Source organism: Pseudomonas moraviensis subsp. stanleyae, from assembly GCF_036283065.1.
Taxonomy (GTDB): domain Bacteria; phylum Pseudomonadota; class Gammaproteobacteria; order Pseudomonadales; family Pseudomonadaceae; genus Aquipseudomonas; species Aquipseudomonas stanleyae.
The window spans coordinates 198634-217805 of record NZ_JAADJI010000004.1 but is presented as its reverse complement, the minus strand read 5'-3'; the positions used below and the strand labels follow the sequence as shown (position 1 = coordinate 217805).

Below are 19172 nucleotides of genomic sequence, written 5' to 3'. Positions count from 1 at the left end.
TGTCGCGCCTCTGTAAATTATCGCGTTTGAGCGGTAGACTCCCCGGCTTTCCGTAGAACCCCGTGGAGTGATGGCATGGCGGACGTAAACAAGGTCGTTCTGGCGTATTCCGGCGGCCTGGACACTTCGGTGATCCTCAAGTGGCTGCAGGATACTTATAACTGTGAAGTGGTGACCTTCACCGCTGATCTCGGTCAAGGCGAAGAGGTCGAGCCGGCCCGCGCCAAGGCTCAGGCCATGGGCGTCAAAGAAATCTACATCGACGATCTGCGCGAAGAATTCGTGCGTGATTTCGTGTTCCCGATGTTCCGCGCCAACACTGTTTACGAAGGCGAGTACCTGCTGGGTACCTCCATCGCCCGTCCGCTGATCGCCAAGCGTTTGATCGAAATCGCCAACGAAACCGGCGCCGACGCCATTTCCCACGGCGCCACCGGCAAGGGTAACGACCAGGTGCGTTTCGAGCTGGGCGCCTACGCGCTCAAGCCAGGCGTGAAAGTCATTGCGCCATGGCGCGAGTGGGACCTGCTGTCCCGCGAGAAGCTGATGGACTACGCCGAGAAGCACGCGATCCCGATCGAGCGCCACGGCAAGAAAAAATCCCCGTACTCGATGGACGCCAACCTGCTGCACATCTCCTATGAGGGCGGCGTGCTGGAAGACACCTGGACCGAGCACGAAGAAGATATGTGGCGCTGGACCGTCTCCCCGGAGAAGGCTCCCGACACCCCGCAATATCTGGAGCTGACCTACCGCAACGGCGACATCGTCGCGCTGGACGGTGTCGAAATGACCCCGGCCACGGTACTGGCGACGCTGAACAGGATCGGCGGCGAGCATGGCATCGGTCGTCTCGACATCGTCGAAAACCGCTACGTCGGCATGAAGTCCCGTGGCTGCTACGAGACCCCGGGCGGCACGATCATGCTGCGCGCTCACCGCGCCATCGAATCGATCACTCTGGACCGTGAAGTCGCTCACCTCAAAGACGAGCTGATGCCCAAGTACGCCAGCCTGATCTACACCGGTTACTGGTGGAGCCCTGAGCGTCTGATGCTGCAACAGATGATCGACGCTTCGCAGGTCAACGTGAACGGTGTGGTGCGTCTGAAGCTGTATAAAGGCAACGTGATCGTAACCGGGCGCAAGTCCGACGATTCGCTGTTCGACGCCAACATTGCGACCTTCGAAGAAGATGGCGGCGCTTACAACCAGGCGGATGCGGCGGGCTTCATCAAGCTCAACGCGCTGCGCATGCGCATTGCTGCCAACAAGGGCCGCAAATTGTTCTGATTGATTCAGAGCGACGCGCAATAAAAAGGCGGCCTGTTCAGGGCCGCCTTTTTTTTCGGAATTTTCATCGGGTTCATCAAGCCGTTTCTCTTGTTTGCCTGCGCGCGGGGATGTGTCATGCCTGTCAGCTGGTTCGCCCCAGCAGGGTAACTGTCTGTGTGCACAGGTTGTAAACGACACACAGTGTTGCACCTGAGCTTTTCTTCGCCTGTTTGATCTGTTGCAGTGAAGTATGCGCAAGAGAGTCCGAAACATGATTCGACAGAAAAACCAGCACTCGCGGATTTTTTCTACCGGCGCTGCGCAGAGTGTCGAGAATTGCATCGAACTCCCTGGTCGCGTCAACGTCTCTCGCGTCGATGATGTTCAGTTCGCTTATCAGCGGTGACAGTTTGATCGTCTGGACCACGGGGTTCGCTTGGCCATCGATATCGGTCGGTGGGTCAGGCGCGTTGTGAATCCTGCATGAATGCTGGGATCCGCCGCCCCCTGTGTTGCTGGATACCACGCAGCTGGTTATCTCGAAACCGCACGATCCATCGGTTTTGCGCATCGGTACTTTGCGTTCGCTGTCACGTTCTGCGTTTTCAGCTGCTTTCAGGAAATTTTTGTCCTTGCCGAAATCCGAGGGTGAGTAGAGCGAGCGATAGTTGAAGTTGAGAGTGATAAAAAAAAGAAATAACAAGTAAAACGGAAAGCTGATCAGAAACCAGACATAAATTTCCCGCTCCTTGTTGGCGAGAAACGGCAGCGAGACCGCCGCCGAAGTTTCCGAAAGGATGGCGAATATCGCGATGACTGTCATTGGGTTGGTGATTTTGTTCTTTATCTTGAGCATGGTTTAAGTTCTATGTTTTTTTGCTTGAGGTTGAATATTTCTATATATAGCAAAAGCCTTAATTGAAGTTTCAGACTGTTGTTTCAAGTTTTATGGAAAGCCTGCTGGCGTGTCGAATTCGCAGTAACAGCGGATCGTTACTTCATATGTCGAATTGGTAGCCGGCAAGAGCGCTCATGGCGTTTCGAATGGAGGAATGAGCATTCAGAGCTGCGTAGGACGCGGGCGCAGTAAACGGAGAATTCGGTGCGGTCTTGAACGATGGGGGCGGTTGCGATGAATGCGGCGGGGTCTATTTGTGGGAATTATCCTCAATGCCTGTAGGGAATGTCTCTCGATGCAAGTGCGTGTAAAAGTTGCTATGCGTCCAGGCAAGTGACTGGGATATCGTGCGTGTTCTAAAAATTCGAACAGCGAAAACTGGACTTGCCCATGAATAAAGTGCTGATCGTGGATGACCACCCCGTCATTCGACTTGCGGTACGTATGCTGATGGAACGGCATGGCTACGAAGTCATTGCAGAAACGGATAATGGCGTTGATGCACTACAAATTGCTCGTGAACAAATGCCGGATCTTGTCATTCTGGATATTGGCATACCCAAACTCGACGGACTGGAAGTTATTGCGCGCCTGACTTCCACCGCCATGCCGGTGAAAGTGCTGGTGCTGACTTCCCAGGCTCCCGGACATTTTTCAATGCGGTGCATGCAATCAGGTGCAGCGGGTTACGTGTGCAAACAGCAGGATCTGACCGAGTTGCTGAGCGCAATCAAGGCAGTTCTTTCCGGCTACAGCTATTTCCCCAATCAGGCCCTGCACACCGTGCGCACCAGTCTGGGCAATGCCAGTGAAGCGGACATGGTCGATCGTCTGTCCGGCCGGGAAATGATGGTGTTGCAGCAATTGGCACGCGGCAAGACCAATAAGGAAATCGCTGACGGCATGTTTTTAAGCAACAAGACCGTGAGCACTTACAAGACTCGCCTGTTGCTGAAACTCAATGCGCGTTCTCTGGTTGATCTGATCGAGCTGGCGCAGCGCAATGGCCTGGTCTGAGCGAATCGACAACTGAGAACGTCATGGGCCGATCAGGCTCGGTTGTCGCAGAAAATGAAAAGCCTCCGCTTCGGAGGCCTTCAGGTATCACAGATCAAAATCGTAGTCGGCCAATTGCTTTTGCAGTCGACGCTCCTCAAGCAGGTTGTCGATTGTGCGACGCTTGCTGAGGTTGGTCTTGGCCACTTCAACCACCGGTTCTGCGTCATCGGGGTCGGCGGCAATAAGATCTTCTTCAACATCCAGTTGCTCTGTGTCGGTACTCATGAAGTCAACTCCCGGCTAAGACTGCCTTTGGCGCTCCTTATATCGACATTACTGCGGCGGGTAAAAAAGATTTTTTCAATCGACGGATGCAAAAAGCTGATGACGGCTCAATCGTCGGAAGTTTTATGTTTGTATTCGCACAGATCTTCGATGCGGCAGCTGCCGCAGCGCGGCTTACGGGCCAGACACACGTAGCGCCCGTGCAGAATCAGCCAATGGTGCGAGTCGAGCAGGAATTCTTTCGGTACAAACTTCATCAACTTCATTTCAACTTCCACCACATTTTTCCCCGGCGCGATGCCGGTGCGGTTGCTGACGCGGAAGATGTGCGTGTCGACCGCCATGGTCAGTTGGCGGAAAGCCGTATTGAGCACCACATTGGCGGTCTTGCGCCCGACGCCGGGCAGGGCTTCCAGCTCTTCCCGAGTCTGCGGAACTTCGCCCCCGTGACGTTCAACCAGCAAACGGCAGGTTTCGATAACGTTTTTCGCCTTGCTGTTGTACAGGCCAATCGTCTTGATGTACTCGGACAGCCCTTCGACACCCAGCGCATGAATCGCGGCGGGCGTGTTGGCGACGGGAAAGAGTTTGGCGGTGGCCTTGTTTACGCCGACATCGGTGGACTGTGCCGAAAGTATCACCGCAATCAGCAGCTCGAACGGCGAAGAGTAGGCCAGCTCGGTTTTCGGCTCGGGATTGTCTTCGTGCAGTCGGCGAAATATCTCAAGACGTTTTGCAGCATTCATGGGCGATGCGTTTCCTTGATGACAGAGTTGCGGCGTGTCCACGCCTGACGAGCGGCGAGAAGCAGACCCGATAAAACAAAAGCGCCGGGAACCAGCGTAAACAGATGCAGGCCTTCGGGGAATAAAACCAGACCTTGCCAATGCGCCGAAAGGCCTCGGCCAAGGGTGCCATGACCGATGATCTCGCGCAGCCCGCCGATGACCAGCATGAGCGCGCCGAACATGGCACAGCGTTTGAAGCTGGCAGCAAAGGGCTCGCGGAAGAAGCCGTGGAATTCAAGCACGACGCAGTGCAAGGCGATCAGACCAATATAAAGCTCAGACGTCTGCTGCCATGGCAAGAACCAGCGCTGCGCCACAAGATTCTCGCTACTGGTCACCGTCGCGGCAAGTATCAGGCTGGCGAGCAGCGCACTGGTGCCCGTCAGGCGCTCGCGCAGCGGCGACATGCAGACGGCAAAAACACCGAGCACGGCGCCGATCATCAAAGTCATCCCCAGCGCAGCGTTCAAGGTTTGTGTGGCGCCCAGTAGCGGCACCAGCAGCAATAAACTCCCCCTGCGTTTCATTAGCGAGTCTCCAACAGCAGCGCCCGATGCTCATCGAAATAACGCAGTGCATCATGCATCGCATTGATGGCGGCGCGGGAGGTAATGGTCGCCCCGGCGATCTGATCGAACTGCCCTTGATCCTTTTTCAGCGCCCAACCGGCGTCTGTCGGTTCGCTGCGAGATTTACCGATGAAACTCTGCAGCCAGGCATTTGGCCATTCACCGAGGTAACCGCCCAATCCTGGCGTTTCGCGCTGCTCAAGGGTTTTTACACCAAGGAGTTTGCCGTTGGCATCAATGGCGATCAGCAGCTCGACAGTGCCCGCGAAACCTTGGCTGCGACTGCGCAACAGCACCGCCACCGTTCGCCCGGATCGGGTCGCGCGATAGCCGCCCGACAAATTGCTATGGCGCAGCGCTGAGTCGACCAGCGTCAGCGGTTGCTCCAGCGGCTGATTGTCGTAGTACCCGGCAGGAAGCATATCGAGCAGTTTGCGGCTGTCGAGCAAGCGTTGCTCCCTGGCGATCTGTGGCGCAATGCTGCGCTGCAGCACGTATGTCGCGCTCACACCAACGAGTGCCAGCAGCACAACTGTCACGACACTCGCCGAGCGATTCATGGGTTCACCGCAGGCTGGCGGCTCGCGGCGAAGCGCTCCAGCGTCGGCACCAGAAGATTCATCAGCAATACCGCAAACGCGACGCCGTCGGGGTAACCGCCCCACGTACGAATCAGATAAGTCAGCAGGCCGACCCCCACGCCGAACAGCAGTCGGGCGAGAGCGCTTTTCGCCCCGGAGACCGGTTCGGTGACGATGAAAAATGCGCCGAGCATCGTGGCGCCGCTAAGCAGGTGAAACAGTGGCGAGCCATGGGAATCCGATCCCGAGCCGTTCCAGCAGAGCAGGCTGATGACGAACAGGCTGGCGAGCATGCCCACCGGCGCATGCCAGGAAAAGATTCGCCGCTGCATCAGCAGCAGGCCGCCGAGCAGAAACGCCAGATTGACCCATTCCACACCCCGCCCACCAAAACCGCCGAAGGCCGGGTTACTGGCGAACAACTCGTCCATGGTCAGGCTTTTATTGATGCGCAGAGTGTCCAGTACCGTGGCCTGAACCCAAGCGTCCGGCGCCGGGGCTGGATTGAAAACCTGTTGCAGCGCCGGAACGAAATCAAGGCCATGACCGGGCCAGTGCGTCATTGCTTGCGGGAACAGCGCGATACTCAAGGCAAAGCCAAGCATGGCCGGGTTGAACGGGTTTTTGCCGACGCCGCCGTACAGATGTTTGCCGAACAACAGGCCTGAAGCGCTCGCAGTGGCCGTCAGCCACCACGGGCAATAGGCCGGAAGCGCAACGGCCAGCAACATAGCACTGACCAACGCAGTGCCATCGCGCAACACAGGTTGCACCGCTTGCCGACGCAGACGGGCAACGCCAGCTTCGACGATCAGCGCGCTGGCAACCGCCAGCAAAAGATTGATCAACACCCCCCAGCCATACAGCCAGAACAGCGCGAACAGCCCCGGCAGCGCTGCGAGCAGCACAGCATTCATCGCCTGTTGCAGGCGAACGTCCGCTGCCTCAAGAGGCGGCATGGTCTTGCACCCGGCGTTCGGCGTCAGTCACGGCTTGTTCCAGCGCCGCGATCTGCTCCGGCGCAGCCTCTGCTGCCTGGGCTTTTTTCAGTTCGGCACGGCGCATGGCCAACTGGATCTTGGCCCGCTTCAACTCCGCGTCGTTGGTCGGAGCAGGGGCGACGGGAGTTGCCGGTTGGCTGCTTTGAAGATTCGCCAACGCTTGCTCGGCAGCTTCGAATTGTTGCTGCAGGACAATGAGTTGCGACTGCTGCTCGAATGTCGGCGGGTGACCAAAGGCTTTCAGCGATTTGTGCAGTTGCGCACGGCTCATCGCCACATCGACCTTGGCCTTCTTCAGCGCCGCATCGGCGTTCGCCGCCTTTTGCGCGCGCACCCGCTCCAGCGCGGCCTGCACCGGGTCGGCGGTCGAAACTTGCGGCTGTACCGCACGCGCAGCTCGCGCTTCACGTTCGGCCTGCTTTTGCTGTTCTTCGCGGAGCAGGCGCTGGTTGCGGCGCTCGAAACGCTGGCGCGCGTGGTCACGCTTTTCGGCGCGGGCACGCTGTTCTGCGAGATCGAATGCGAGACCGCCGACCACTGGAATGGTGTTAGCAGGCAGCGGATGCATTTCGATGCAATCGACCGGGCAAGGCGCGACGCATAAATCACAACCAGTGCATTCGTCGATCAACACGGTATGCATGAGTTTTGCCGCGCCAACAATCGCATCGACCGGGCAGGCCTGAATGCACTTGGTGCAGCCGATGCATTCGGCCTCGCGGATGAACGCCACCTGCGGTGGCGCCGCACCCCGGCTGATGTCCAGTTCGAGCACCGGTATTTTCAACAGCTCGGCCAGGGCAGCGATGGTTTCCTCGCCGCCCGGCGGGCACTTGTTGATCGGCTCGCCGTCAACGATGCCTTGCGCATAGGGTTTGCATCCGGGGTGGCCGCATTTGCCGCATTGGGTCTGCGGCAGCAGGGCATCGATGCGTTGAATCAGACTCATGTTTTGATCAATCCACTGAATCCGAGAAAAATCACTGCAATCAGTCCGGCGCTGATCAGATCGATCGGCAGGCCGCGAAAGGGCAGAGGAATGTCGTTATCGGCCGTGCGCTCGCGCAGATCGCAGAACACGCTCAGCACCAGCCAGAAACCCAGCCCGGCGCCGAGGCTCAGGGCTGTCGCGTGCAGCAGGCCGTGATCGTTCTGCGCGTTGATCAGCGCCAGCCCAACTACGCCGGCGTTGCATAGCAACAGCGGCCACAGCCCAGCGAACGGCCACTCAGGCAGCCCGCGCGCCAGCAGTTTCAGCAGTGGCGCGATCAACAACACACTCAGCGGCAGGAACACGAACAGACGCAGCGCTTCAAGCTGCAGTGGCACCAGCATCCACTGCCAGATCGCCTGACCGATGACGCCGACGATCATCATCAGGCACAACGTCGCCAACCCCAGCGCATGCACTTGCCGTCGGCTACCCGCCAGCAGCGGAGCGACGCCCAGCGGCCAGTGCAACACGAAGTTGTTGAGCAGCGCAGCACTGATCAGCGTTAACACGAGTTCGGTCATGGTTCTGCCAGCGAAACGGGCGGGTATCTTTTAAGGTTAGGCACTATCCGGCCAGATATGAAAAATCCCACCGGCATGCAGAGCACGTCGGTGGGATCGTTTTATCGCAACGTCTTACTTGATGCGCTGACCCGGCTTGGCGCCGCTGTCCGGGCTGAGCAGGTAGATCTCTTCACCGCCAGGACCTGCGGCCATCACCATGCCCTCGGAAATACCGAACTTCATTTTCCGTGGCTTGAGGTTGGCAATCATCATGGTCAGGCGACCGTCGAGTTTCGACGGGTCCGGATACGCGCTCTTGATCCCGGAGAACACGTTGCGTTGCTCGTCACCGATGTCGAGGGTCAGGCGCAGCAGCTTGTCGGCGCCCTCCACGTGTTCGGCCTTGACGATCAGCGCGACGCGCAGGTCGATGGCGGCGAAAGCATCGAAGTCGATTTCCGGCGACAGCGGATCCTTCGCCAGTTCGCCGTTGCCCGCAGGCTTGGCTTCGCCGGTGTCGGTCTGGCTGGCGGTCAGGTCTTCTTTCGAGGCGTCGGTCATGGCTTGCACTTTTACCGGGTCGATGCGGGTCATCAACGGTTTGAATTCGTTCAGCTGATGGTTGGCCAGCAGCGTGGTGTGGTCATTCCAGGTCAGCGGCGCGACGTTGAGGAACGCCTCGGCATCAGCGGCCAGCAGCGGCAGTACCGGTTTGAGAAAGATCACCAACTGGCGGAACAGGTTGATGCCGGTGGCGCAGATCGCCTGGACTTCATCCTGCTTGCCTTCCTGCTTGTTCAGCGACCACGGGGCCTTGTCGGCGATCCACGCGTTGGCGCGGTCGGCCAGGGCCATGGTTTCACGCATGGCACGGGCGAAGTCGCGGGCTTCATAGGCGTCGGCAATGCTCGGCGCGGCGGCGAGGAAGGCCTCGGTCAGTTCCGGCGCGGCATTGTTGTCGACCAACAGGCCGCCGTTGCCCTTCTGAATGAAACCGGCGCAACGGCTGGCGATGTTGACCACTTTGCCGACCAGGTCGGAATTGACCTTCTGTACGAAGTCTTCGAGGTTCAGGTCGAGGTCATCGACGCCACGGCCGAGTTTGGCCGCGTAGTAATAGCGCAGGTATTCCGGCGACAGGTGATCGAGATAAGTGCGGGCCTTGATGAACGTGCCGCGCGACTTCGACATTTTCTGGCCGTTGACGGTCAGGTAGCCGTGCACATTGATGCCGGTCGGCTTGCGGAAGCCGGCGCCTTCGAGCATCGCCGGCCAGAACAGCGCGTGGAAATTGACGATGTCCTTGCCGATGAAGTGATACAGCTCGGCGGTGGAGTCCTTGCCCCAGAACGCGTCGAAGTCCAGTTCCGGCGTGCGGTCGCAGAGGTTCTTGAAGCTGGCCATGTAGCCGATCGGCGCATCCAGCCAGACGTAGAAATACTTGCCCGGCTCGCCCGGAATCTCGAAACCGAAGTACGGCGCATCGCGGGAAATGTCCCACTGTTGCAGGCCGGCATCCAGCCATTCGGAAAGCTTGTTGGCCACCGCGTCCTGCAAAGTGCCGCTACGGGTCCAGGCCTGGAGCATGTCCTGGAAGTCCGGCAGCTTGAAGAAGAAGTGCTGGGAATCCTTGAGCACCGGGGTGGCGCCGGAAATCGCCGACTTCGGATCCTTCAGGTCGGTCGGTGCGTAGGTCGCGCCGCATTTTTCGCAGTTGTCACCGTACTGGTCTTCGGTGCCGCACTTCGGGCAGGTGCCCTTGATGAAGCGGTCGGCCAGGAACATTTTCTTTTCCGGGTCGAAATACTGGGTGATCGAGCGCTGGGCGATGTGCCCGGCGTCACGCAGCTTGAGGTAGATCTGGCTCGACAGCTCACGGTTTTCTTCGGCGTGAGTGGAGTGGAAGTTGTCGAAACCGACCAGGAAATCGGCAAAGTCGGCGCTGTGTTCAGCCTGCACGTTGGCGATCAGTTGTTCCGGGGTGATGCCTTCCTTTTCCGCGCGCAGCATGATCGCCGAACCGTGGGCGTCGTCGGCGCAGACATAAATGCATTGGTTGCCGCGATGCTTCTGGAAGCGCACCCACATATCGGTCTGGATATATTCCAGCATGTGGCCAAGGTGGATCGAACCGTTGGCGTAGGGCAGGGCGCTGGTGACGAGGATCTTGCGTGGCTCGGACATGGGGCTTCGCTACTTGATGAAACGGAGGTCGGCCACTATAAAGCGCCGGCGCATATTTTTCACCCTGTGCGCTGTTTGATGCTGAGGCGGACACAATCACTGTGGCGAGGGAGCTTGCTCCCGCTGGGTGGCGAAGCCGCCCGATCCTCATTGGTCAGTTATCCCTTGATTGCGACTGCTGCGCAGCCGAGCGGGAGCAAGCTCCCTCGCCACAAATGGTGGTTGCAGATAAATCGCGCTCACCACAAACGAATCTGCGCGGTACGATAGCCGCCATCCTTTCCAGTCTTGTTATCGGAGTTGCCCATGAGCGCCGTCACTCGCGCAGCGGTGGAAGCCGTCCTCAGCCAATACACCGACCCTTACCTGAACCAGGACCCGGTCAGCGCCGGTTGCGTGAAAAACATCGAGATCATCGGTGACCGCGTCAATGTGCAGCTGGAAATCGGCTACGCCGCCGGCCTGTTCAAGAGCGGCTGGGCGCAATTGCTGCAACTGGCCATCGAAAACCTCGACGGCGTGGTCATCGCCCGCGTCGAAGTCACCAGCGTGATCGCCGCGCACAAGGCCCAGGCACAGATTCCGGGGCTGGCCAACGTCAAGAATGTGGTTGCCGTCGCCTCCGGCAAAGGCGGCGTGGGCAAATCCACCACCGCCGCCAACCTCGCGCTGGCACTGGCCCGTGAAGGCGCCAAAGTCGGCATTCTCGACGCCGATATCTATGGCCCGAGCCAGGGCATCATGTTCGGCATCCCCGAGCGCACCCGCCCGGAAATCAAGGATCAGAAGTGGTTCGTGCCGCTCAAGGCCCACGGTGTGGAAGTCATGTCGATGGCATTCCTGACCGACGACAACACGCCGATGGTCTGGCGCGGGCCGATGGTTTCCGGGGCGCTGCTGCAACTGGTCACGCAGACTGCGTGGGGCGATCTGGATTATCTGGTCATCGACATGCCGCCGGGCACCGGCGATATCCAGCTGACCCTGGCGCAGAAAGTCCCGGTGGCGGGTGCGGTGATCGTCACCACGCCGCAGGATCTGGCGCTGCTCGACGCACGCAAAGGCGTGGAAATGTTCCGCAAGGTCAACATTCCGGTGCTGGGCGTGGTGGAAAACATGGCCGTGCACATCTGCTCGAACTGCGGGCATGCCGAGCATCTGTTCGGTGAAGGCGGCGGTGAGAAACTGGCGACCCAGTACGGCGTCGAACTGCTGGCTTCGCTGCCGCTGTCGATGCTGATCCGCGAACAGGCCGATGGCGGCAAACCGACGGTGATTGCCGAGCCGGACAGCCAGATCGCCATGGTCTATCAGGAACTGGCCCGCCACGTCGGCGCGCGAATCGTGTTGCAGGAAGCAGCCACGCCGGCGATGCCGAATATCACCATCAGCGACGATTGATCCATCAGCGGCGCCGAAAAACCTGTGGGAGCGAGCCTGCTCGCGAAAGCGGTGTGTCATTCAACTCATCAGTTGCCTGATACGACCCCTTCGCGAGCAGGCTCGCTCCCACATTGGGTTTTGTAATGCGACTTAGATCCGCAACCCGCCATCCATCTCCAGAATCCGTCCGGTGTAGTAGTCATTCTCGAAGATATACGCCGCCGAATGGGCGATCTCTTGCGGCTTGCCCATGCGCTTGAGCGGAATGCCCGAGGTCATTTTCTCCAGAGCTTCCGGTTTCATGCCCAGGGTCATCTCGGTTTCGATAAAGCCCGGCGCAATGCCCGCGACACGAATGCCATAACGCGCCAGCTCCTTCGCCCAGGTCACGGTCGCCGCCGCGACGCCAGCCTTGGCCGCCGAGTAGTTGGTCTGGCCGACGTTGCCCGCGCGGGAGATCGAGGAAATGTTGATGATCGCGCCGCTGTTCTTCAGCTCGACCATCTTCGCCGCGACTTCTCGGGTGCAAAGAAACACGCCGGTCAGGTTGACGTCGATCACCGCCTGCCACTGCGCCAGGCTCATCTTGCTCATCTCGCCGTCCTTGACCTTCAGCAGCAGACCATCGCGCAGGATCCCGGCGTTGTTGATCAAGCCGTGGATCGCGCCGAAGTCTTCGGCCACCTGCGCGACCATGTGCTCGACCTGCTCTTCATTGGCGACGTTGCACAGGTAGCTGCGCGCTTCGACACCCTTGGCTTTGCAGGCGGCGACGGCGTCGTCGAGTTTTTCCTGATTGAGATCGACCAGGGCCAGTTTCGCGCCCTTGCCGGCGAAATACTCGGCCATGGAACGGCCCAAACCCTGGCAACCGCCAGTGATAATGATTACTTTGTCGTTGAGTTGCATTCGCATGTCCCGCTGGCAGGTCTGAGTTGTTTTTGTTGTCGGCAACGCTTGATCGGCACCGGTCCGGGCCAGATTGCACAGGAACATTGCCCGATGCGCGCCGGTTACTTTTCGCTGCGCGCCTGTCCGTTTTCTAGACGGAACCCATTTAAGGAGTCACAAATTGAGCGCTGAAGTGGCGAAGAATGCCCGAGAATTGCTTCTCAAGGAATACCGTGGAGTGCTGTCGACCCACTCCAAATCCATGCCGGGTTTTCCCTTTGGCTCTGTTGTGCCGTATTGCCTCGACGAGCAGGGCCGGCCGCTGATCCTGATCAGCCGCATCGCCCAGCACACGCATAACCTGCAAAAAGATCCGAAGTGCTCGATGCTGGTAGGCGAGCGCGAGGCCGACGATGTGCAGGCGGTCGGGCGTCTGACTTATCTGGCGCAAGCGCAGAAGCTCGAAGATCCGGCAGCCATCGAGGCTGCCGCCGAGCGTTATTACCGCTATTTCCCCGACTCGCAGAATTATCACCAGGCCCACGATTTCGATTTCTGGGTGCTCGATCCGGTGCGCCATCGCTACATCGGCGGTTTCGGTGCGATTCACTGGATCGACCATCTGACCCTGGCCAACCCGTTCGCCGGCAAGGCGGAAATCAGCATGGTCGAGCACATGAACAGCGATCACGCCAAGGCCATCGCGCATTACGTCGAACTAGCCGGACTGCCGAACAGCGTGCCGGCGCAACTGGCCGGCATCGACAGCGAAGGCATGCACTTGCGTATCGGCCAGGCGCTGTACTGGTTGCCCTTCGCGGCACCATGTAATACGCCGACACAAGTGCGCGAGGCCTTGGTTTCTCTGGCTCACGCCCAGTTCTGGCCGAAAAAAGCGCAAAGTTAAGCTTGAATTCACGCAAGGGCGACGTCATCTAAGGCTTACTGCAAGGCATTTCTTGCGTTGAGGAAACTTTGATGCGCCCTTTTCTGTTGCTCTTTCTGCTGTTTCCAGTGCTGGAGCTGTTCGTATTCGTCAAAGTGGCAGGCTCTATCGGGTTCTTCCCGGCCCTGCTGCTGATCATTCTCGGCTCGGCGTTCGGTGTGTTCGTCCTGCGCGTCGCCGGTCTGGCCACCGCATTGCGTGCCCGGGAAAGTCTGAACCGCGGCGAATTGCCCGCGCAGACCATGCTCGAAGGCCTGATGCTGGCGTTGGCCGGTGGCCTGTTGATCATTCCCGGTTTCATCAGTGACGTGGTCGGTCTGGTCATGCTGTTGCCGGTCACCCGGCGTCTGCTGGCGAACAAGATGCGCCAGCGCGCCGAAGACCAGGCCATGCGCCAGCGTGCTTTCGCCGACGACCTGCAACCCCGTGGTGGCCCGGCCCCGCGCGAGCCGCTTGGTCGAGAGCCGAACGTGATCGAAGGCGAGTTCGAACACCGCGACAACAAGTGACATCAGCATCGACACGGCACCTGCGGGTGCCGTGTTCTTTTATGGCCGTTATTCAGTGTGTCTGAATGAAAAATTTTTTCCGCCAGCCCTTGTAATCGGCTTGTACGCCCCTATGTATCGGTCACCGAAAGGTTTCCGGTATTCAAACCGGACAGACTTGCGCGGTTCGCTCGACGGACCGCAACCGGCGCAGGCCGGATTCGTTAAACCCGCCGGGACTACAACCGGCCGATGAAAACCACAATTAGGAGAGATCGACAATGAAGCTTCGTCCTCTGCATGACCGCGTCGTCATCCGTCGCAGCGAAGAAGAAAAGAAAACCGCTGGCGGTATCGTCCTGCCAGGTTCGGCTGCTGAAAAAGCCAACCACGGTGTGATTCTCGCTGTAGGCCCGGGCAAAGCTCTGGAAAACGGTGAAGTGCGTGCACTGTCCGTGAAGGAAGGCGACAAGGTTGTGTTCGGTCCTTACTCCGGCAGCAACACTGTGAAAGTCGATGGCGAAGACCTGCTGGTAATGAGCGAGAACGAAATCCTCGCGGTTATCGAAGGCTGATATCCCCGTTCATTTTCCCGCTACTACAAAGTATTTAAGGAATATCGATCATGGCTGCTAAAGAAGTTAAGTTCGGCGATGCCGCCCGTACCAAGATGCTCAAAGGCGTCAACGTTCTGGCTGACGCGGTAAAAGCGACCCTGGGCCCGAAAGGCCGTAACGTGGTTATCGAGAAGAGCTTCGGCGCTCCGACCATCACCAAGGACGGCGTTTCCGTCGCCAAGGAAATCGAACTGGATGACCGCTTCGAAAACATGGGCGCGCAGCTCGTCAAAGACGTTGCCTCCCGTGCCAACGATGACGCTGGTGACGGTACTACCACCGCTACCGTTCTGGCTCAGTCGATCGTCAACGAAGGCCTGAAAGCCGTCGCTGCCGGCATGAACCCGATGGACCTGAAACGCGGCATCGACAAGGCGACCATCGCCATTGTCAAAGAGCTCAAAGCCCTGTCCAAGCCATGCGCTGACTTCAAGGCCATCGCTCAGGTCGGCACCATCTCGGCCAACTCCGACAACTCCATCGGCGACATCATTGCCGAAGCCATGGAAAAAGTCGGCAAGGAAGGCGTGATCACCGTTGAAGAAGGCTCGGGCCTGGAAAACGAACTGTCGGTTGTAGAAGGCATGCAGTTCGACCGTGGCTACCTGTCGCCATACTTCGTCAACAAGCCGGACACCATGGTTGCCGAGCTCGACGGCCCGCTGATCCTGCTGGTCGACAAGAAGATCTCGAACATCCGCGAAATGCTGCCAGTGCTGGAAGCCGTTGCCAAAGCCGGCCGTCCACTGCTGATCGTGGCCGAAGACGTTGAAGGCGAAGCCCTGGCGACTCTGGTTGTGAACAACATGCGTGGCATCGTCAAAGTCGCTGCCGTCAAGGCACCGGGCTTCGGCGACCGTCGCAAGGCCATGCTGCAGGACATCGCCGTTCTGACCGGCGGTACCGTCATCTCCGAAGAGATTGGTCTGAGCCTGGAAAGCACCACCCTGGAGCACCTGGGTAACGCCAAGCGCGTAACCCTGTCCAAGGAAAACACCATCATCGTTGACGGTGCTGGCGTGCAGGCAGACATCGAAGGCCGTATCGCTCAGATCCGTGCCCAGGTTGCCGAAACTTCCTCGGACTACGACCGTGAAAAACTGCAAGAGCGTCTGGCCAAGCTGTCCGGCGGCGTTGCAGTGATCAAGGTTGGCGCTGGTTCCGAAGTTGAAATGAAAGAGAAGAAAGCCCGCGTTGAAGACGCCCTGCACGCAACCCGCGCAGCCGTTGAAGAAGGCGTGGTACCTGGCGGTGGCGTGGCGCTGATCCGTGCTCTGGAAGCACTGACCGAGCTGACCGGCGACAACGCTGACCAGAACGTCGGTATCGCTGTGCTGCGTCGCGCTGTTGAAGCGCCGCTGCGTCAGATCGCTGCCAACTCCGGTGACGAGCCAAGCGTAGTCGTCAACGAAGTGAAGAACGGCAAAGGTAACTTCGGTTACAACGCTGCTTCCGGCGAATACGGCGACATGATCGAAATGGGTATCCTGGACCCAACCAAGGTAACCCGTTCGGCTCTGCAAGCCGCAGCCTCCATCGGCGGTCTGATCCTGACCACCGAAGCAGCTGTTGCTGACGCACCGAAGAAAGAAGGTGCAGCTGGCGGCGGTATGCCAGACATGGGCGGCATGGGTGGCATGGGCGGCATGATGTAAGCCAGCCCTGGCCCTGTAACGCAAAACCCCGCTGGCGAAAGTCAGCGGGGTTTTTTATTGCCCAAATCCCAGACTTACCCACATCCCCTGTGGGAGCGAGCCTGCTCGCGAAAGCGGTTTTTCATCCGGCATATAAGCCAGTTGACCCGACCATTCGCGAGCAGGCTCGCTCCCACAGGTTCCCCATTTCAGGCGCTGACGGGGCGTGCTTTGACAGCTGTTGCAGTCTTGCTTTCAGGGCGATAAAGCACCCAGTAATAGGCCCCCAGACAAATCAGCCAGCAGAAGATCGCCGTCCACACGTTGTGCGAAAAGAAATGCGCGCCCTGCATCATCCGGCTGATCGAGAACACCGAGCCCAGCGCAAAGGCAAATACAAACGCCTGCCGCGCCAGTCGCGGGCGGCGGTCGCGCAGCACGAAGAACAACGCGAACAAGGTAAACCCGGTCGCCGCATGGCCGCCCGGCCAGCAACGTCCCGGCTTGTCGGTAGCGGGACGATGCTCCATCAGTTTGCTATAGGTCTCGTGACCGCCGAATTGCTCCAGACTCCATGGGCACTGCACGGCGGTGACGGCTTTGACCGGAGTGACAAATGAAGTCGCCAGCCCCAGCGACAGCACCAGACAGCCCAATTCACGCTTGAACGGTTTCAGCCGTTCGATGAAAAACGCGCCGATGAAACCCAGAATGGCAAACACCGAGAAGCCGATGACCACCTGTTTCGCCCGGTCATGCAGGATGTCTTCAAGAAAATAGCTGTGCCGCCCGATGAAATCTCCCGCGACCGGGTCGTAGAACATTCGCGCCAGATCCATGTCCAGATCGGTCAGTTCGAGTAACAGCAGAATGATCGCCGCCGCTGCGGGAATGCCCAGACACAACCACCCGTTAAGTGGTCTTGAAGCGGGAAGGGCAGAGGTCGACACCATGGCAGATTCCTTGGTCGATGAAGGGAGTGGAAAGAGCGAGATTGCGCGGAGTCTGCGCGCGCTGGCGTCGGCGATTTGTTAACCGAAAGTGAAAAAAACGTCGCAGCGCGCGCAGTGCAGGTTTATCGAAAAACGCCCCTAGCCCTCAGCCACACTTGGCCGTAAGCTGCGCGGGCCAAGACGGCCGTTACCCCGTTCGGAGGAGGTGCCCATGCGAATTCTGCTGGTCGAAGACAACCGCGACATCCTGGCCAATCTGGCCGATTACCTGGGCCTCAAGGGCTATACCGTCGATTGCGCCCAGGATGGTCTGTCTGGTCTGCATCTGGCGGCCACCGAGCATTACGACCTGATCGTGCTCGACATCATGCTGCCCGGCATCGACGGCTACACCTTGTGCAAACGCCTGCGTGAAGATGCCCGGCGCGACACGCCGGTGATCATGCTCACCGCCCGCGATCAACTCGACGACCGGCTGCAGGGCTTCAAATCCGGTGCCGACGATTACCTGATCAAACCCTTCGCCCTGTCCGAACTGGCGGCGCGCGTCGAAGCGGTCATGCGTCGTGCCCAGGGCGGCGGCCGTCGTGCGTTGCAGGTCGGTGATCTGAGCTACGACCTCGATACCCTGGAAGTGACCCGCGAAGGCAAGCTGCTCAAACTCAACCCGGTCGGCCTCAAGCTGCTCGCGGTGTTGATGCAGAAGAGCCCGCACGTGCTGCGTCGGGAAATTCTCGAAGAAGCGCTGTGGGGCGATGACTGTCCGGACAGCGACAGCCTGCGCAGCCATGTTCACCAGTTGCGCCAGGTAATCGACAAGCCATTCGCCAAGCCACTGCTGCACACCGTGCACGGTGTCGGTTATCGCTTGGCCGAGGGGCGTGATGGAGTTTAAGCAGAGTCTTTCCCAGCGGATCATTATCGCCTTTGCGCTGATGAGTGCGCTGGTGGCGGGAGCTTTCGCCATGGGCATCGTCGCCACGGTGCACCTGGTGGAAGAGAAACTGATTTCCGCAGGGCTCGGCGGCGACCTGCAACGTTTGCTGCTGATGGACAACGTCTCCGACTGGAGCCACCGCCCCGAGCCGGATCAGCTGTTCTATTTCAGCGGCGGGCCGGGGGATTTCGACCTGCCCAAGGATCTGCGTCACCTCGATGCCGGTTTTCATGAGGTCTTTCGCGAACAGCTGTCCTATCACGCCATGGTCGAAGTGGTGGATGGCCGGCGCTACGTACTGCTGCAGGATCAAAGTGATTTCGAAGAGCGCGAGCGCGTGCTGTTTGCCGTGGTGCTGGTGGGCTTCGTGCTCAGCCTGGCATTGGCGGTGTTTCTCGGCTGGGTGCTCGCGCGCAAGGTGATGGCGCCGGTGGTGCGCCTGGCCCGGCAGGTCCGCCATCGCGACCAATTGCTCGGGCTGGCGCCACCTTTGGCGCCAGATTACGCGGCGGATGAAGTCGGCGAACTGGCGGTGGCATTCGATGCCACGCTGGGACGCTTGCGGCAGGCGCTGACCCGCGAACGTTTGTTCACCAGCGACGTCAGCCATGAATTGCGCACGCCGCTGATGGTCCTTGCCAGTTCCTGCGAACTGCTGCTGGAAAACCCCGGCATCGATCAGCGTGGCCGCGCCCAGGTCCAGCGCATTGCCCGGGCCAGCGAGGAGATGCGCGAGCTGGTGCAGACCTTCCTGATGCTGGCGCGCGCGCAGAACGAAGAGGCCGGCGCCGCTCCGCAGCAGAACCTCACGCAAGTAGCGGAAAGCCTGCTGTGCCTGTGGCGCGATCCGATCGAGCGCAAGGGCTTGACGCTGATGTTCGAGCCGGGTAACCCACCAGACACTCATTTCAACGCGACCTTGCTCAATGCGGTGATGGGCAATTTGCTGCGCAACGCACTGCATTACACAGAAGAGGGCTTCATTCGCCTGACCCTCACTGCCAACGGCTTTGTCGTCGAGGACTCGGGGGTGGGCATTCCCGAGGAAAAACGCGAGGCGATGTTCGAGCCGTTCGTGCGCGGCAGCGAAAAGCGGGGCGAGGGGCTGGGCCTTGGCTTGTCGCTGGTGCAGCGCATCTGCGAAAACCAGGGCTGGACGGTCAGCCTGAGCACGATGGACCCCAATGGCTGCCGATTCGAGGTAGATCTTGGCGTGAATGCCGGCAAATAGTGGCTCGAGTCTACT

Annotated in this window: 20 protein-coding genes; 9 read left to right on the top strand and 11 right to left on the bottom strand. The window is 59.3% G+C overall.

What is annotated here, in order from left to right; translation table 11 throughout:
• The first annotated feature begins 75 nt into the window (after positions 1–75).
• Positions 76–1293 (top strand): argininosuccinate synthase, encoded by a 1218-nt coding sequence (locus GXB78_RS08415; RefSeq protein ID WP_011335737.1) that lies wholly within the window; start codon positions 76–78, stop codon positions 1291–1293.
• A 124-nt stretch (positions 1294–1417) separates the two neighbouring features.
• Here GXB78_RS08415 and GXB78_RS08410 read toward each other — a convergent pair whose 3' ends face one another.
• Complete coding sequence (locus GXB78_RS08410) at positions 1418–2131, bottom strand: hypothetical protein (RefSeq protein ID WP_329515080.1); 714 nt, start codon at positions 2129–2131, stop codon at positions 1418–1420.
• Positions 2132–2563: 432 nt separating this feature from the next.
• On the opposite strand from GXB78_RS08410, the gene GXB78_RS08405 reads away from it, so the two are divergent.
• On the top strand, positions 2564–3190 hold the full coding sequence (locus GXB78_RS08405; RefSeq protein WP_129997567.1) for a response regulator transcription factor: 627 nt from the start codon (positions 2564–2566) through the stop codon (positions 3188–3190).
• An 87-nt stretch (positions 3191–3277) separates the two neighbouring features.
• Here GXB78_RS08405 and GXB78_RS08400 read toward each other — a convergent pair whose 3' ends face one another.
• The 8 genes from GXB78_RS08400 to metG all read right to left on the bottom strand — a co-directional run bounded on the left by GXB78_RS08400 (position 3278) and on the right by metG (position 10077).
• The gene (locus GXB78_RS08400; RefSeq protein ID WP_329515079.1) at positions 3278–3457 is read right to left on the bottom strand and encodes a PA3496 family putative envelope integrity protein; all 180 of its coding nucleotides are present in this window, start codon (positions 3455–3457) and stop codon (positions 3278–3280) included.
• A gap of 107 nt (positions 3458–3564) precedes the next feature.
• Positions 3565–4203 (bottom strand): endonuclease III, encoded by a 639-nt coding sequence (gene nth, locus GXB78_RS08395; RefSeq protein WP_016773410.1) that lies wholly within the window; start codon positions 4201–4203, stop codon positions 3565–3567.
• A complete protein-coding gene (locus GXB78_RS08390) occupies positions 4200–4772 on the bottom strand; it encodes an Rnf-Nqr domain containing protein (RefSeq protein WP_329515078.1) in 573 nt (190 codons plus the stop codon). The genes nth and GXB78_RS08390 overlap by 4 nt, the downstream gene beginning before the upstream one ends.
• Positions 4772–5374 carry an RnfABCDGE type electron transport complex subunit G gene (locus tag GXB78_RS08385; RefSeq protein ID WP_329515077.1) on the bottom strand — a complete coding sequence of 201 codons (603 nt, stop codon included), beginning with the start codon at positions 5372–5374 and terminating at the stop codon, positions 4772–4774. Before GXB78_RS08385 ends, GXB78_RS08390 begins: the two co-directional genes overlap by 1 nt.
• Positions 5371–6354: an RnfABCDGE type electron transport complex subunit D gene (locus GXB78_RS08380; RefSeq protein WP_329515076.1), complete on the bottom strand. Its 984-nt coding sequence runs from the start codon at positions 6352–6354 to the stop codon at positions 5371–5373. Before GXB78_RS08380 ends, GXB78_RS08385 begins: the two co-directional genes overlap by 4 nt.
• Positions 6341–7345, bottom strand: coding sequence for an electron transport complex subunit RsxB (gene rsxB / locus GXB78_RS08375; protein WP_329515075.1), 1005 nt, complete (start codon positions 7343–7345; stop codon positions 6341–6343). Before rsxB ends, GXB78_RS08380 begins: the two co-directional genes overlap by 14 nt.
• Positions 7342–7911, bottom strand: a complete 570-nt coding sequence (locus GXB78_RS08370; protein ID WP_329515074.1) for an Rnf-Nqr domain containing protein — start codon at positions 7909–7911, stop codon at positions 7342–7344. The genes rsxB and GXB78_RS08370 overlap by 4 nt, the downstream gene beginning before the upstream one ends.
• A 114-nt stretch (positions 7912–8025) precedes the next feature.
• A complete protein-coding gene (metG, locus tag GXB78_RS08365) occupies positions 8026–10077 on the bottom strand; it encodes a methionine--tRNA ligase (RefSeq protein ID WP_329515073.1) in 2052 nt (683 codons plus the stop codon).
• A 306-nt stretch (positions 10078–10383) separates the two neighbouring features.
• On the opposite strand from metG, the gene apbC reads away from it, so the two are divergent.
• Complete coding sequence (gene apbC, locus GXB78_RS08360) at positions 10384–11478, top strand: iron-sulfur cluster carrier protein ApbC (protein WP_329515072.1); 1095 nt, start codon at positions 10384–10386, stop codon at positions 11476–11478.
• A gap of 132 nt (positions 11479–11610) precedes the next feature.
• Here the strand turns inward: apbC and GXB78_RS08355 are convergent, their stop codons facing one another.
• Positions 11611–12369, bottom strand: coding sequence for an SDR family oxidoreductase (locus GXB78_RS08355; RefSeq protein WP_329515071.1), 759 nt, complete (start codon positions 12367–12369; stop codon positions 11611–11613).
• Between the two features lie 163 nt (positions 12370–12532).
• Here GXB78_RS08355 and GXB78_RS08350 point away from each other — a divergent pair, with 163 nt between their 5' ends.
• The 4 genes from GXB78_RS08350 to groL all read left to right on the top strand — a co-directional run bounded on the left by GXB78_RS08350 (position 12533) and on the right by groL (position 16057).
• Positions 12533–13258, top strand: coding sequence for a HugZ family pyridoxamine 5'-phosphate oxidase (locus GXB78_RS08350; protein ID WP_329515070.1), 726 nt, complete (start codon positions 12533–12535; stop codon positions 13256–13258).
• Positions 13259–13329: 71 nt separating this feature from the next.
• On the top strand, positions 13330–13806 hold the full coding sequence (locus GXB78_RS08345; protein WP_137214053.1) for an FxsA family protein: 477 nt from the start codon (positions 13330–13332) through the stop codon (positions 13804–13806).
• Positions 13807–14066: 260 nt separating this feature from the next.
• Positions 14067–14360, top strand: coding sequence for a co-chaperone GroES (locus GXB78_RS08340; protein ID WP_007916610.1), 294 nt, complete (start codon positions 14067–14069; stop codon positions 14358–14360).
• Positions 14361–14410: 50 nt separating this feature from the next.
• Complete coding sequence (gene groL / locus GXB78_RS08335) at positions 14411–16057, top strand: chaperonin GroEL (protein WP_016773419.1); 1647 nt, start codon at positions 14411–14413, stop codon at positions 16055–16057.
• A gap of 188 nt (positions 16058–16245) precedes the next feature.
• Here the strand turns inward: groL and GXB78_RS08330 are convergent, their stop codons facing one another.
• On the bottom strand, positions 16246–16989 hold the full coding sequence (locus GXB78_RS08330; protein WP_329515069.1) for a phosphatase PAP2 family protein: 744 nt from the start codon (positions 16987–16989) through the stop codon (positions 16246–16248).
• 211 nt (positions 16990–17200) lie between these two features.
• Between GXB78_RS08330 and colR the strand changes: the two genes are divergently transcribed.
• Positions 17201–17884 carry a two-component system response regulator ColR gene (gene colR / locus GXB78_RS08325; protein ID WP_041479855.1) on the top strand — a complete coding sequence of 228 codons (684 nt, stop codon included), beginning with the start codon at positions 17201–17203 and terminating at the stop codon, positions 17882–17884.
• Positions 17874–19157 carry a sensor histidine kinase gene (locus tag GXB78_RS08320; RefSeq protein ID WP_329515068.1) on the top strand — a complete coding sequence of 428 codons (1284 nt, stop codon included), beginning with the start codon at positions 17874–17876 and terminating at the stop codon, positions 19155–19157. The genes colR and GXB78_RS08320 overlap by 11 nt, the downstream gene beginning before the upstream one ends.
• The last annotated feature ends 15 nt before the right edge of the window (positions 19158–19172 follow it).

Bases quoted from the DNA above. Each gene is read 5' to 3' on its own strand.
- GXB78_RS08380 (WP_329515076.1), bottom strand. From the start codon at position 6,354: ATGCCGCCTCTTGAGGCAGCGGACGTTCGCCTGCAACAGGCGATGAAT.
- GXB78_RS08355 (WP_329515071.1), bottom strand. From the start codon at position 12,369: ATGCAACTCAACGACAAAGTAATCATTATCACTGGCGGTTGCCAGGGT.
- GXB78_RS08385 (WP_329515077.1), bottom strand. From the start codon at position 5,374: ATGAATCGCTCGGCGAGTGTCGTGACAGTTGTGCTGCTGGCACTCGTT.
- nth (WP_016773410.1), bottom strand. From the start codon at position 4,203: ATGAATGCTGCAAAACGTCTTGAGATATTTCGCCGACTGCACGAAGAC.
- colR (WP_041479855.1), top strand. From the start codon at position 17,201: ATGCGAATTCTGCTGGTCGAAGACAACCGCGACATCCTGGCCAATCTG.
- GXB78_RS08320 (WP_329515068.1), top strand. From the start codon at position 17,874: ATGGAGTTTAAGCAGAGTCTTTCCCAGCGGATCATTATCGCCTTTGCG.
- GXB78_RS08410 (WP_329515080.1), bottom strand. From the start codon at position 2,131: ATGCTCAAGATAAAGAACAAAATCACCAACCCAATGACAGTCATCGCG.
- GXB78_RS08370 (WP_329515074.1), bottom strand. From the start codon at position 7,911: ATGACCGAACTCGTGTTAACGCTGATCAGTGCTGCGCTGCTCAACAAC.
- GXB78_RS08405 (WP_129997567.1), top strand. From the start codon at position 2,564: ATGAATAAAGTGCTGATCGTGGATGACCACCCCGTCATTCGACTTGCG.
- metG (WP_329515073.1), bottom strand. From the start codon at position 10,077: ATGTCCGAGCCACGCAAGATCCTCGTCACCAGCGCCCTGCCCTACGCC.
- GXB78_RS08330 (WP_329515069.1), bottom strand. From the start codon at position 16,989: ATGGTGTCGACCTCTGCCCTTCCCGCTTCAAGACCACTTAACGGGTGG.
- apbC (WP_329515072.1), top strand. From the start codon at position 10,384: ATGAGCGCCGTCACTCGCGCAGCGGTGGAAGCCGTCCTCAGCCAATAC.
- GXB78_RS08345 (WP_137214053.1), top strand. From the start codon at position 13,330: ATGCGCCCTTTTCTGTTGCTCTTTCTGCTGTTTCCAGTGCTGGAGCTG.
- rsxB (WP_329515075.1), bottom strand. From the start codon at position 7,345: ATGAGTCTGATTCAACGCATCGATGCCCTGCTGCCGCAGACCCAATGC.
- GXB78_RS08415 (WP_011335737.1), top strand. From the start codon at position 76: ATGGCGGACGTAAACAAGGTCGTTCTGGCGTATTCCGGCGGCCTGGAC.
- GXB78_RS08390 (WP_329515078.1), bottom strand. From the start codon at position 4,772: ATGAAACGCAGGGGGAGTTTATTGCTGCTGGTGCCGCTACTGGGCGCC.
- GXB78_RS08340 (WP_007916610.1), top strand. From the start codon at position 14,067: ATGAAGCTTCGTCCTCTGCATGACCGCGTCGTCATCCGTCGCAGCGAA.
- groL (WP_016773419.1), top strand. From the start codon at position 14,411: ATGGCTGCTAAAGAAGTTAAGTTCGGCGATGCCGCCCGTACCAAGATG.
- GXB78_RS08400 (WP_329515079.1), bottom strand. From the start codon at position 3,457: ATGAGTACCGACACAGAGCAACTGGATGTTGAAGAAGATCTTATTGCC.